Source organism: Micromonospora sp. NPDC049900, assembly GCF_044461025.1.
Taxonomy (GTDB): Bacteria; Actinomycetota; Actinomycetes; order Mycobacteriales; family Micromonosporaceae; genus Micromonospora.
The window spans coordinates 51,632-64,918 of the sequence record NZ_JBITKM010000010.1; the positions used below are offsets into that span (position 1 = coordinate 51,632).

Here is a 13,287-nt window from a genome sequence, read left to right on the forward strand (position 1 = left end):
GCCAGGGTGACAAGGTCGTACGTCCGGTAGGGCGCTCCACCTTGTCACCCTGGCCCTGGCCCGCTCCACGGTGTGTGGGTCGGCGGCAGACGGGATGACAGTTGACTACTCGCTCTCGGACGAACTCTGGCGCCCGTGATTTGTTCGAACACATGTCGGACGCCAATAACATGTTCCTCCTTGCCGGCATACTGCCAGCCATGCGTCGTAAGCGGAACGCCTTTGTCGTTCACCCTGCCCCTGTTAAGCGCATGTCGAAACAGCTCCGCCCGCCGTCCGTCTCCAGTCAAGACCTGGATCCTGCACTCGACCCGATCATCTCCTGGTGGTATAGGCAACCCGATGCCCGAGAGCGCTTCCGCTGGGTTCTTCGTGACTCCATCGACGAGCTTCTCGATGGTGAGCGGACAGGGCACTGGTGCTACCAGCACTTCGGTAAGACGGAGAAGACGCACCTCGGGACGGTGATCGAGATCAACCTTGCAAAGGAGTTCGCCATTCCGCAAGGGCATGACCTCGACTGGCGTATTGCTGGCTGCGATCTTGACTGCAAATTCTCAAAGGACGTTGGCGGCTGGGAAATCCCGATGGAGATGTACCTTTGCGCTGACCACGGTGAGCAGAGCGGGCGAGCCGATCATCCCGCTCTCGTCGTGTGGCTAGACGACGACATGTCGCATTGGGCTGCCGGGGTTGTGCGGGTCACCGACGACCGACTCAAGTTCCGAGACCGTAACGGTATCCGTGAGCGGCAGTACAATCGAGACAACAAACGCAATCTCTCTGACGCCGGCATGAACGCAATCTATTGGTTGTGGGGCGGGCTACAGCAAGACCTTCCCGAGAACCTTCTACGCCACATGAACCCCGCTGACCGGACGGCGGTGCTGGACGCGAGCCTGAGCGGGCAGCAGCGCGTCAACGAACTCTTCAGACGGATGACTGAGAAGCTTGTGAGCCGGCACGTGATCAACACAGTCGGTCAACAAGACGACGCACCCAAGCGGGTTCGTGATGCCCGAAACCCGGCACCTCAAGGGATTGGGTCTGAGGGGTATTGGATACTCGGACATCAAGAGGCCCACCCCCAGATAGCAGCGGCGTTCGGTCTCCCAATTCCCGAGAAGGGCGAATGGGTGTCGGTGAAGGTCGCCGAGGTCAGTCAGAGCAGCAGTCGACCGAAGGTGAAGATCGGTAAGTCCTACTGGGCTAAGGCGATACCCGGTGACAAGATCGGTCCTGCTCCAAAGATACCGCGCGGCAGACTAGAGGATTGAGAAGCCAGACTGCATTAAGGGGCGTCTTGCAACCCGGTGAAGTACTTGCCTGCGACGGGCGTGGCGGTCAATCGCCGAGGGCCCATGCTGTGGAGCATGGGCGACACCCTAACAGACAAACCTCGGGTTGCGAGACCTCCTCTTAGACCAACCCGCCGTCGTTATTCAAGGGACGCTGCAACGCTCCGTGCAGCGGACCGCATTCCAGCCCTACCGCTCTTTGTGACTAATGGAGGTGGCGCTTGATCTGTGCGGCGATCGCGGCCGCCAAACCCGAGGGGACGGCATTGCCGATTTGCTTGGCAATCTCAGTCTTGGTGCCGCACCACAGGTAGTCCTTCGGAAAGTCCTGCAGCAGGGACGCCTCGTAGTGGGTGATGACGCGGTTGACCCGCCGGTCCCGGTCGTACAGATCCCACTGCGGGTGTAGGTACTGGCCCTTCTCGGGCTTGAAGAACTCCGTGCGGATGGTCAACGAGGGGGCGTCCCAGCGCATCCGCCCCATCACATCCGTCGTACCCGTCGACTTCTCACGCCAGCATCGAGGCAGCAGGTGCGGTGGGACGTCGAATCTCCCGCCGCCCGGAGGCACGTGGTCGTACCGGTCCAGGGAAAGCTGCGTCGGCTGCCGGCCGAAGTGGATGTCCATCCCTTTAAAGAGACCGGGGATCCGCTCGCCGAAGTACTCGGTAAAAGCCCGCGGCAGCTCGGTGGTCGCCGGGCGCTCATCGATGCCACCGATGCGGCTTCGAACGGTCTCCCAAGGCAGCAGATCGCCGGTCGGCACCCGAGCGTGCGTTGGTCGCGGCAGATCGATCTTTCCGATGCGAGAGCCAATGATGATGGTGCGCGGGCGCCGCTGGGCGACGCCGTAGTCGGCGGCGAGTAGTACGCCGTAGCTCAACTCGTAGTCCTTGATGATGCCGTGGTCCGCCTCGCTGAGCAGCAACTGGAACTCGCTACTTTTGGAGAACCGCTGGACGTTCTCGATCACGAATACCTGCGGCCTGGCCGTCACGACGAAGCGGAGGTACTCCTTCCACAGCTTGTTGCGGGGATCGTTCACGTCTTTGCTGCCGAGGTTGGAGAACCCCTGGCAGGGCGGGCCTCCAATGATGACGTCCGCCTCGGGGATCTGATCCTCGGTCACGTCGGCGATGTCGCCCCAGTGGGTATGACTCTCGCCGAAGTTGGCTGCGTACGTTGCCGCTGCCGACCGCTCCCACTCGACCGCAAGGACCGACCGAAAGCCTTCACGATGGAACCCAACGGTCATCCCGCCACACCCGGCGAAGAGATCGATCATGCTCGGCCGCTCACTCACCTGCAACATCCTAGTTGTCCTCCCGCTAGAATCTCCGCCGGCGTGCCGGAGGAGAGTCGAACAAGTGTCTGATGTCTCATGGGCGTCATCCCAGGCCGTACGCAAGTCGATGCAGTCCAATACCGGGCGTGACACGAAGCCGGAACTGGCGTTGCGGCGGGCTGTGCATGCCGCCGGTCTCCGGTACTTCGTCAGCCGACGACCCATCCGCTCAGTCCGCCGAACCGCCGACCTGGTCTTTCCTCGTCTGCGGTTGGCGGTCTTCTTGGACGGCTGCTTCTGGCATGGGTGCCCCCAGCACCACACCGTGGCCAAGACCAACGCGGCCTTCTGGGCTCAGAAGGTTGCCACCAACCGCCGCCGCGATGCCGACACCGATGCTCAGTTGATCGCCGAGGGGTGGACTGTGCTGAGAATCTGGGAGCATGAGGCACCCGCCGAAGCAGCCGCCCAAGTCGCCGAGGTGGTGAAGCGACTGAGGAGAGAGTCAACCGCGAACGCTGATGATTGACGCCGTTCGGCCCCGGTCTGCGTCGTTGTACAGCCATCCGTACAGCCAAGCCGGTCGACAAACCCGGTCCGCGAACGACGACGGGCGACACGGCGAGCAGGCCAGCGACGGTTACCGACGCCGGTCGACAGAAGTCTTGATCTTTGCAAGGCAGGGGTTAGGGGTTCGAGTCCCCTGGGCTCCACTTACACCTCCGCTTCCGGGAGGGCTCTCGTGGATTTGCCGAGAGTCATAAGGCGTACTCTTCATCAGCTTCAGTGGTCTGTTTTGCCTCCGCGCAGTCAGTACGGACGGTAGTCGGGACTGCGGCGAAGTGCGACACCGTCGTATGTTGCCGGCATGGTGTTTGCCGATCGACTCCGCCTCGGCGCTACCCGGATCTTGACCGGAGCGCTTCTGCTAGCGCTGGCGGCCTGCGGATCTACCGGCTCATCCGTTTCGTCGAGCAGCTTGCCGCCAGAGGTGGGAGTGGCGACGAGCGCACCTCCACAAGCACCAGAGGACGCGCCTGCGGAGGAGGGAAGGGAGCGGCTGCCCCACGAGGTGCTCGCCACCAACATCCGCCTGGCTCGTACGGCCTGCAAGGGATGTGGCGCGGAGCTGAATCTCGACGCGGCCACGCGGCAGAAGTCGATCGTGAGCTTGATGCGGGAGCACGCTCAGCACAAGGATTTCGTGCTCAGTGAGGCAAACGCAGAGCGGGCACTCTACGGCCCCGAGGGGTCGACGCCGACGCTCGCCGGTGCGAACAAGCCGCCACCGGACGTCTCGTTTCTGGACAAGAGCGGGCAGGAAGTGTATCGGCGAGAGGTCAAGACGTTCAGTGGGGCGCCCACTACCTTCGCCCGGCAGTTCGAGGACTACGCCAAGAAGTTGACCTATCGGGGTGAGTTGTTCGTACAGGTGCCCCCAGGAACCGACGTGCGTCGGTTGATGGAGGCATTCTGGGCCAAGAACCGCGACGATCGCCGGCTCGCGCGGTACGCGGACGTGTACGTTGCTTTCCACACGCCGGACGGGCGCCCATTGGGGCTTTGGATGCTGGGAGCGCGGGGCATGGGCGTACCTGGTTAGGGGATGGCAATGGGGGCTTCCGCTTTTCTCTACTGCTCGTGCAACCGGATCTGTTGGGGTCTCGGCAAGCCGCTGAGTGAACAGCCCGGCGCTGCGCTGACCCGGTACGCCGGTAACCCGGACGAGCCGGTCTTCTCGCAGTGTCGCTCCGCGTCGAGCGCCTTGTGGAAGCTGCTCGCCGATCATGGTGGGCACCGGTTGCGGGTGGCCCATGACTGGGACCCGGAGTTGCACCGGCAGATGGAGACCGGTTGTCTTCCCGCGATGCTGGACGGCGACGGGGAGGGTGACATCTCCTTCTCGGCGTATCTGGCGGGCTGGCCGGAGGGTGGTTTCGCGGACCTGCTGTCTGCTGGGTTCGACGCGTCCGACGAGGGGTTCCTGCGCTGTGCGGAGTGCTCGGAGCGTCTATCGCTGGGCCGCGTGTTGCGGGATCGGGCGGGCGCGCCGTTGCTGTTCCACGCGGGTGCGGTTGACGGGGTGCCCAACTCTCGGCAGCCGGACCTGAACCGGGCGGCCTGGCGCTTCCTGACCGTGCACTTCACCCATCCGATGCTGGTCGTCACGACCGCCGTCCGGGAGCCGGGCGAGTACGCCGAGCAGGACCTCGGGGGCGATGTCACGGTCGGCGGTACGGGACCGGGGGCGGTGCCGCTCACGGCGTACGTCGCCGAGTTTTCCGGGTGAGTCGGGGCATGTCGGGTGAGGCGTCGGACGCAGGCTAGCGTCGAGGGTGTGAGCACTGGATCTCCGCGTGTCCTGCCTGCCGAGGGTGACCTGACCGAGGCCGCCTCGGTGCTGCGTACCGGCGGGCTGGTGGCCTTTCCCACCGAGACCGTCTACGGCCTGGGGGCGAACGCGTTGGACGCGCGGGCGGCGGCCCGGATCTTCGAGGCGAAGGCGCGGCCCAGCTTCGATCCGTTGATCACCCACCTTGCCGACGCCGCTGACCTGGAAGCGCTGGTGGGGGTGGTCTCCGCGGGCGTGGCGGCGTTGGCGGAGCGGTTCTGGCCGGGTCCGTTGACGTTGATCGTGGACCGGCCGGACGTGATCCCGCCGATCGTCACCTCCGGGTTGGCGACGATGGCGGTACGGGTGCCGGACAACGAGTACGCGCGGCGGCTGATCGCCACGGCGGGGGTGCCGGTGGCGGCACCGAGCGCCAACCGGTTCGGGCAGCTCAGTCCGACCCGGGCGGAGCACGTGGTACGCGGGCTGGGTGGCGCGGTGGACGTGGTGCTCGACGGCGGGCCGACCCGGTGCGGGATCGAGTCGACGATCGTGGACGCCCGGGGGGACCGTCCGGTGGTGTTGCGTCTGGGCGCGTTGCCGGTCGAGGAGTTGGAGAAGGTCACCGGCCCGGTGACGGTGCGCCAGGGTAGTTCGGGGCAGCCGGTCGCGCCGGGGACGTTGGCCGCGCACTACGCGCCCCGTACGCCGCTGCGTCTGCGGGACGCGGGGACGTTGCCTGTCGAGGACGGGGTTCGGCGCGGCTACCTGGCGTTCCGGGATCGGCCGGCGGAGGGTTGGGCGGCGGTGGAGGTGCTCTCGACCGCCGGTGACCTGACCGAAGCGGCGGCGCGGCTCTTCGAGGCACTGCACCGGTTGGACGCCGCCGGGGTCACCGAGATCGTCGCCGAGCCGGTGCCGGAGAGCGGGGTGGGGCGGGCGATCAACGACCGGTTGCGTCGCGCTGCCGCGACCTGGCATTTCCCCGGCTGACGCTCAGGACTCCTGCGGCCCGGGGCCGACCTGGGAAGCCCGACCGTCCGACGACGCTGCGCTCGACGACGCACCATCGGGCTGAGCGTCGTCATCCCGGTGACCGTCATCCCGCGCACCGTCCACCTGGACACCGTGGACCCGAGCGTCCTCGACCAGGACGCCTTCGGCCCGGCGTCCGCCAGACGACACACCGCCAGACGACACACCGCCAGACGACAGGCCGTCGGCACCAGCGCCATCGCCACCAGCGCCGTCAACAGGAGAGCCGTCGGCAGGAGCGCGGTCGGTCTGAGGTAGGCGGGCGACCAGCTTGGTGAGAGCGCCGTTGGCGAAGGTGGCGCCGAGTGCGGAGCCGGTCGCGATGGTCCAGCCGACCGGCCCGAGCGGGGTGCACCCGAAGAACTGACTGACGCCGGGGGTCTGCACCACGGCGGCCAGGACGCCGACCGATGCGGCGGTCGAGGCGAGTACGGACGGGCTGGTGCCACCGGCCAGGACGGTCTGGCCGAGCTGGGTGCCGACCAGCGAGACCAGGGCGATGGTGCCGGCGCGTCGGCGGCTGCCGGTGTAGCGGGCCAGCGTCCAGCCGGCGGTGGCACCGAGGGTGGTAGCGGCGGCACGCAGTCCGATCTCGCGGGTCATGGTCTCGCCCAGGGAGCTGTCGGGGCCCTCGCGGAGCAGTCCGTCGGTGTGGTCGCCGTCGCCGGGTGGGCGGACGGCGATGGCCAGTGCGGGCGCCATGTCGGTGAGCAGGTTGACCAGCAGTAGTTGGCGTCCGTTGAGCGCGGCCTGCCCGGTGGCGGCGGCGGTCAGCACGCTGAACGCGATCTCGCCGAGGTTGCCGCCGACCAGGATGCTCAGCGCGTGGCGGACCGAGGACCACATCGCCCGGCCTTCGACCAGGGTGGCGATGATGGTCTCCAGCCGGTCGTCGGTGACCACCAGGTCGGCGGCGGCGCGGGCGGCCGGGGTGCCCCGTTGGCCGAGGGCGATGCCCACGTCGGCCAGTCGGATGGCGGGTGCGTCGTTGGCGCCGTCGCCGGTCATCGCGACGGTCCGGCCGCACTTCTGCAACGCCTGGATGATCCGGACCTTGTGGGCGGGGGTGCAGCGGGCCACCACGTCGGTGACGGCGAGCCGGGCGGCGAGGGCGTCGTCGTCGAGGGTGTCGAGTTCGGTGGCGGTGACCACCCGCTGGGCGTCGCCCGCGCTGATGGTGGCGGCGATGGCCTCGGCGGTCGCCGGATGGTCGCCGGTGATCATGATGGTGTGCACGCCGGCCTGTCGGATCCGGCGGACGGCGGGGGCGGCGCTGTCACGTACCCCGTCGGCGATCGCCAGGAATCCGGTGAAGACCAGGCCGCGTACGTCGTCGTCGGTGAGGTCGGGGTCGCTGACCACGCACTCGGCGACGGCCAGGATGCGGTGTCCGGCTCCGGCGCGCTCACCGAGCAGGCGGTGCAGCTCCGCCCGGCCCGCGTCGTCGAGCGGTTCGTCGCGGCCGTCGGTGCGGCGGGCGGCACAGCGGGGCAGTACGCGCTCCGGCGCGCCCTTCACACTGAGCAGCATCCGCCCCTCGGTCTCGCCCACGGTGGCGTGGTAGCCCCGGGACGGCTCGAACGGCAGGCCGCCGATCGCGCGCCAGCCCGGGGCCGCGTACTGCTCGGGGATGTCGGCGGAGGTCGCACCGCGCAGCACCGCGCGGTCGGTCTGCATGGACAGTTCCTCGGGATCGTCGGCTGCGGGAGTGGCGCGCAGCGCGGTGGCGAGGATCCGCCGGAGCCGGTCGTCGAGTCGGTCGGCCGGGGCGTACCCGTCGGCGTCGCCGACGCCCGCCAGCAGCAGGTGTCCCTCGGTGAGGGTGCCGGTCTTGTCGAAGCAGAGGACGTCGACCCGGCCGAGCGCCTCGATGGTGCGCGGGTTGCGGACCAACGCGCCGTGTTCGGCGAGTCGCCGGGCGGCGGCCAGTTGGGCGGCGCTGACCAGGAACGGCAGCCCTTCCGGCACGGAGGCGACGGCCAGGTTCGCGGCGGTGGCGGCGGTCTGCGCCAGGGGTACGCCGCGCAGCAGCCCGGCACCGACGACGGCGACCGCCGACCCGGCGGCCAGCGGGATCGCGGCCCGGGTGAGCCGGCCGAGCCGGGCCTCGACGCCGCTGGCGGGTGGGGCCTGCCGGGCGAGTGCGAGGCTGCGCCCGGCCTCGGTGTCGGTGCCGGTGGCCACCACCACGGCGACGCCGCGTCCGGCGGCGACGGTGGTGCCCTCGTAGAGCATCGACCGGCGGTCGGCGACGGCGGCGGCCACCACCGGCTGGTCGGTCTTGGCGACCGGCAGCGACTCGCCGGTGAGCGAGGACTCGTCGGTCTCCAACCCGACGCTGTCCAGCACCCGGCAGTCGGCGGGTACGGCGTCGCCGGATTCGAGCACGATCACGTCGCCCGGCACGAGGTCCTCGGCCGGGAGTACCCGTTCCGTGCCGCCCCGGCAGACCCGGGCGGTGACCGCCGAGCGGGACAGCAGCGCGGCCAGTGACTTCTCGGTGTTGCGCTGGTGCACGGCGCCGACCAGTGCGGACGCGCCGACCACGCCACCGACCAGGGCGGCGTCGACGAGCGAGCCGAAGCTGGCGGAGAGGACCGCTCCGGCGGCGAGCACCGGTGTGAGCGGGTTGGCCAGCTCGTCTACGAAGGCCCGCAGCAGCCCGCCGGGGCCGGAGGTCTCGCCCGGCCCGGCGGCCCGGCGGCGCTCGGCCTCGGTTTCGGTCAGGCCGCCGCGTTCGGTGCCGAGCTGGTCGAGGACGGTCGGCACCGGCATCAGGTGCCAGGCGGTGATCGCCGGGGCGGCCGACTCGGTGCGGGCGGAGAGCCGACCGGCGCGCCAGACGCCGTGCGCGAAGGCCAGTGCCGCCGCGCCGTTGACCGAGGCGAGGCTACGGCCGGGCAGCAGCGCGGGGTCGGCGGTGAAGGCCGCCAGCGCGCCGAGGCCGCTGCCGGCCAGCCCGATCCGCATGTTCTGGCCGGTCATCCGGCGGGCCACACCGGCCGCCTCGATGATCAGTGCGACCGACCGCAGGTCGGTGCCGACCAGCAGGTGCGCTCCCCAGGGCGGCGCGGCTTCCGGGTCGGCGACACCCAGACCGCAGTCGGCCGCCGCGAGCGCCGCGCGGTCGCCGGAGACGAGCATCACCACCGCCCCCTCGCGTTGCAGGGTGCGGACCGATTCGGCCAGCCGGTCGTCGCCGGGCAGCAGCGCGTCGGCGGAGGCGTACCGCTCGGTGTCGTCGCCGGCCACCACGAGCCGTAGACCGGCCTGTCGGGCGACGGCGGGCAGGGTGTCGACGCCGGGCGCGGGTTCCGGTTCCACCCGCAGTACGGACGCCAGGGTGTCGCCCTGCGCCAGGCCGAGCAGCGTTCCGCCGCGTTCGCGTAGCCGGCGACTGTCGTCGGTGTCGCCGGGGTCGTGGACGTCGAGGCGGTCGAGGGGGCCGAGTCGCCAGCCGTCGAGTCGACGTACGTCGGTCGGGGCGGTCGGCTCGAACAGGGTGAACGCCCGTGCCGCCACCTGCGAGGTGTCGGCGCCGGGCAGCGGGGCCAGGTCGGCCAGGACACCCCGGTCGGAGCCGAGCACCCGGGCGTCGAGGACCAGCGTGTCGATCCGGTCGAGTTCGCGCAGTACGCCTCGGTCCATCGCGATGACGCCCCGCCGGGCGAGGATGCGGCCGAGTTGGGCGGCGTACCCTTCGCGACCGCTGCCGGGGGCCTTGGGCAGCGTGGAGAGCCCCAGCGCGGCGGCGCGTTTCGGACCGACGACGGGTGTGGCGGCGGCGAAGGCAGCCGCGCCGGTGCCCAGCATCCGGGTGACGTACCGCTCCGGGGCCCCGTCCGGTTTCGGGCAGGGGCGTTCGCCGACCGGGGAGCGGGCCACGGCCCGGTCCGGTTCCCCGGTGAGGCCGGGCTCGGCCTTCTCCCAGGCGTGCAGTTGGGCCAGTCCTTCACCCCACTGCACGATGCGCTGGGCGCTGTCCAGCACGATGCCCGTCCAACCGCCGGTGAGGCCCTGCACCACCGCTTCGGCGAGCGGGAAGATGACCTCGGCGCGGGGGTCGCGGCGCAGGCCCAGACCGGCGAGGGCGTGCAGCCTCGGGTGCAGGTCGATGGCGCTGAGCAGACCGGAGACCTCGGCGGGCACCGGGGTCACGGGCAGGATCCGGGTGGCCGCGGAGATGGTCAGGCCGAGCGCGTCGGAGGCGAGCGCGCCGAGGGTACGGGCGGTGCGCGGCCCTTCCTCCGGCGGGTGCGGAGGCGGGATCTCCGGGTCGGGTTCGTGCGGGCAGGTGCGTTCGATCCGGGAGATGGTGCCGATCAGCTCGCGTACCTTCGGTCCCGGTGTGTCGACGGCGACGACCACCCGTCCGGAGGGGGCGTTGACCCGGGCCCAGAGCACGCCGGGCATCCGTTCCAGGGCCGCCTCGACCTGCCGGGCCAGCGTGTCGCCGCCGTCCTGGCACACGCCGTGCACCTCGATGTGGTGGCGTCCCGGCCGGGACCACACCCGGCGGCTGGAGAGCCCCACGGCCCGGGCGAGCCGGGTGGCGGCGGCACCGACGCTGCGCGAGGCGTCGCCGACCAGCGGCGGTACGGACACGGGTCGCCGCATCTCGCCTCCTACCGGTCGGGCCCGGCGGCCTGGCTTCCCGGCCGGGCGTCCCTTATGCCCGCCGGGGCGGGGAAGTTTTTCGCCTCGGTGGGCATGGACGGCCTCGGCGGTGGAATCCGGGGTGGGCGTCGTCGTCCAAGGGAGGCGTCGTCGTCCACGGGGAGGCCGAGATGAGTGCGCTGACACGAGAACTCAGCGGTACGCAGGAGACGCTGCGGGCGTTCGCCCACCGGGTGGAGATCCCGTGGCTCGGCATGGTGGCCGTGCCGCCGCCGGACAAGCTCGCCTACTACGCGGGCATCGGGGTGCTCACCGCGCTCCAGGTGATCGAGTGGCCGTTGGCGCTGGTGATCACCGCCGGGCACCTGCTGGCCGATCAGCGCCTGTCGGGACTGGCCAAAGGGCTGGGAGAGGCGCTGGAGTCGGCCTGAGGGTAAGCCGCGTCACGCTTGACCTGAACATGGCTTGAGGTCGCAGGATCGGGTCATGTCGATCGTCCCGTACCGGCGTCCCGTCGGTGTCCCGCGCCGCCGTGCGAGTGTCCGGTGACCGCCACCGCCTCGGCTCCGGACCTGACGTCGGCGGAGACGATCTTCGCCACTCGGCTGCGGGCGATGACGGTGGGCACCGTGGCCCTGGTCTCGCTACTGGCCTTCGAGGCGCTGGCGGTGGGCACCGCCATGCCGACCGTGGCCCGCGCCCTGGACGGTCTGGCCCTGTACGGGATCGCCTTCGGCGGCCCGTTCGCGGCGGGCGTGGTGGCGATGGTGATCTCCGGTCTCTGGTGCGACGCCCGGGGACCGCGCTGGCCGATGTGGTCCGGTCTCGGCGGCTTCGTCGTCGGGCTGCTGCTCGCCGGGAGCGCCGACACGATGGGCACGCTGGTGGTGGGCCGGATCGTGCAGGGTTTCGGCTCCGGCCTGCTGTCGGTCGCGTTGTACGTCATCGTCGCGAAGGCGTACCCGGAGCACCTGCACCGGCGGATCTTCGCCGCGTTCGCCGCCGCGTGGGTGGTGCCGTCACTGGTGGGGCCGCTGCTGGCGGGCCTGGTGGTGGAGCACGTCGGCTGGCGGTGGGTCTTCCTGGCGGTGCCGGTGGTGGCGGTGCCGGCGGCACTGCTGGTCCATCCGGGCCTCCGCTCGATCGACGCGGGCCGGTCGGCCGGAGCGGGCCGGTCACCGGACGGGTCGGTGACCGACGTCGACGGGCCGGTGCGGCCGACCGGCGACCAGTCCGGTCCGCTCACCCGGATCGGCTGGGCGTGCGGGGCGGGGGTGAGCGCCGCACTGCTGCACATCGGGGGTCAGCAGCGCGGCCTCACCGCCGTGGCGTTGGTCGGTACCGCCCTGGTCGGCCTGCTGGTCTGCGCGCCACGACTGCTGCCCGCCGGGTTCCTCCGGGCCGGGCGGGGCCTGCCCACCGTGGTCGGGCTGCGTGGGCTGGCCTCGGGTGCCTTCGTCGGCGCGGAGGTGGTGATCCCGCTGATGCTCTCCCGGGAACGCGGGTTCTCGCCCACCGCAGCCGGTCTGGTGCTGACCACCGGGGCGGTCGCCTGGTCGTTCGGGTCGTGGCTACAGGGACGGGTCCGCGCGCCACGCAGCCGTGCCACCCTGCCGAGAGCCGGCCTGACCTGCATCACCGTCGGTGTCGCGGTGGTGGGCCTCACCGTGCTGCCGGTCGTACCGGTCGGGGTGGGCGTGTTCGGCTGGGCGGTGGCCGGGACCGGTATGGGCCTGCTCTATCCGTCGCTGTCGGTGCTGACCCTGGAGTTGTCGGCCCCGGGCGAGCAGGGCCGCAACAGCTCGTCGTTGCAGTTGTGCGACTCGCTCGCCGCAGCGGCCGTGCTGGCGCTGACCGGTGCGGTGCTGGCGGCGGGCGCCGCACCGGGTCCGGGCAGCTACGGGGTGACCCTCGCGGCGGCGGCCGGGCTGGCGCTGGTCGGCGCGCTGCTCGCCGGTCGGGTCGTGCCACGTGCGCGGGTCGGAGCGGCCTGACCTCGGCGGGCGTACGCATCCGCCGAATCTGGGGTGCCGGACGGAGGCAGCCGGGAGGATGGGCACGCGATGAACTTCCTGACTCTCCTACCACTGGCCGTGGTCATGGTCGCCGGGACCCAGTTGGTGGCGGCGGTCTTCTTCGCCTCCTCCGACCGGCCCCGGGCCGCGTCGCTGGGCTACCTGGCCGGAGCGGCCATCGTGGTGTGCGGCGGTACGACCCTGGCCTGGCTGGTCACCCACCTGTTCCGGATCAGCGTCGACGACCGTGACGGCCGGTTCGAACGGATCGTCGACTGGCTCGTCCTGGTGCTGCTGGCCGTCCTGGCGGTGGTGGTGTTCCTGCGGCGCCACTCCGGGCCACCCGCCTGGATGGGCCGGCTCCAACACGCCACCCCCCGTTATGCGCTCCGAGTCGGCGTGCTGCTCTTCCTGGCCATGCCGGCGGACGACCTGACCATGCTCACGGTCGGTGCCAGTGCCGCCCGGCAGGGTCTGCCGTGGTGGCACCTGGTGCCGTTCATGCTGCTCACCCTGACGCTGCTCGCTCTGCCGCTGCTGGCGTTGCTGCTCCTGGGCCGTCGGGCGGCGGCGGTGCTGCCCCGGATCCGGGACTGGGCCGACAGCCACGCCTGGCTGGTCAGCGAGGCGGTGATCGTGTTCTTCGTCGTGCTCACCGTGCTGGACCTGGCCCGGTGAGGTGGCCGTCACGCCACGCCGTACCCG

General features: G+C 70.5%; 9 protein-coding genes and 1 pseudogene. 8 read left to right on the plus strand and 2 right to left on the minus strand.

Features of this window, described 5'->3' with window-relative positions; all coding sequences use genetic code 11:
• Positions 1-152 precede the first annotated feature (152 nt).
• The gene (locus ACIBMZ_RS21330; RefSeq protein ID WP_396696355.1) at positions 153-1,277 is read left to right on the plus strand and encodes a NaeI family type II restriction endonuclease; all 1,125 of its coding nucleotides are present in this window, start codon (positions 153-155) and stop codon (positions 1,275-1,277) included.
• Between the two features lie 226 nt (positions 1,278-1,503).
• Here ACIBMZ_RS21330 and ACIBMZ_RS21335 read toward each other — a convergent pair whose 3' ends face one another.
• Positions 1,504-2,610 (minus strand): DNA cytosine methyltransferase, encoded by a 1,107-nt coding sequence (locus tag ACIBMZ_RS21335; protein ID WP_396696357.1) that lies wholly within the window; start codon positions 2,608-2,610, stop codon positions 1,504-1,506.
• Here ACIBMZ_RS21335 and ACIBMZ_RS21340 point away from each other — a divergent pair.
• From ACIBMZ_RS21340 to ACIBMZ_RS21355, 4 genes are all read left to right on the plus strand, one after another.
• The gene (locus ACIBMZ_RS21340; RefSeq protein ID WP_396696359.1) at positions 2,582-3,112 is read left to right on the plus strand and encodes a very short patch repair endonuclease; all 531 of its coding nucleotides are present in this window, start codon (positions 2,582-2,584) and stop codon (positions 3,110-3,112) included. The genes ACIBMZ_RS21335 and ACIBMZ_RS21340 overlap by 29 nt on opposite strands.
• 339 nt (positions 3,113-3,451) lie before the next feature.
• Positions 3,452-4,186 (plus strand): hypothetical protein, encoded by a 735-nt coding sequence (locus ACIBMZ_RS21345; protein ID WP_396696361.1) that lies wholly within the window; start codon positions 3,452-3,454, stop codon positions 4,184-4,186.
• Positions 4,187-4,195: 9 nt separating this feature from the next.
• Complete coding sequence (locus tag ACIBMZ_RS21350) at positions 4,196-4,873, plus strand: hypothetical protein (protein WP_396696363.1); 678 nt, start codon at positions 4,196-4,198, stop codon at positions 4,871-4,873.
• A gap of 48 nt (positions 4,874-4,921) precedes the next feature.
• Positions 4,922-5,908 (plus strand): L-threonylcarbamoyladenylate synthase, encoded by a 987-nt coding sequence (locus ACIBMZ_RS21355; protein ID WP_396696365.1) that lies wholly within the window; start codon positions 4,922-4,924, stop codon positions 5,906-5,908.
• 270 nt (positions 5,909-6,178) lie between these two features.
• On the opposite strand, the pseudogene ACIBMZ_RS21360 reads toward ACIBMZ_RS21355, so the two are convergent.
• Positions 6,179-10,567 (minus strand): annotated as a pseudogene (locus tag ACIBMZ_RS21360) (HAD-IC family P-type ATPase); the annotation flags it as partial.
• Between the two features lie 170 nt (positions 10,568-10,737).
• On the opposite strand from ACIBMZ_RS21360, the gene ACIBMZ_RS21365 reads away from it, so the two are divergent.
• The 3 genes from ACIBMZ_RS21365 to ACIBMZ_RS21375 all read left to right on the plus strand — a co-directional run bounded on the left by ACIBMZ_RS21365 (position 10,738) and on the right by ACIBMZ_RS21375 (position 13,260).
• The gene (locus ACIBMZ_RS21365) at positions 10,738-10,998 is read left to right on the plus strand and encodes a hypothetical protein (RefSeq protein WP_396696367.1); all 261 of its coding nucleotides are present in this window, start codon (positions 10,738-10,740) and stop codon (positions 10,996-10,998) included.
• A gap of 114 nt (positions 10,999-11,112) precedes the next feature.
• Entirely contained in the window at positions 11,113-12,561 is a 1,449-nt protein-coding gene (locus tag ACIBMZ_RS21370; RefSeq protein WP_396696369.1) for an MFS transporter, read from the plus strand.
• A gap of 69 nt (positions 12,562-12,630) precedes the next feature.
• The gene (locus tag ACIBMZ_RS21375) at positions 12,631-13,260 is read left to right on the plus strand and encodes a GAP family protein (RefSeq protein WP_396696371.1); all 630 of its coding nucleotides are present in this window, start codon (positions 12,631-12,633) and stop codon (positions 13,258-13,260) included.
• The last annotated feature ends 27 nt before the right edge of the window (positions 13,261-13,287 follow it).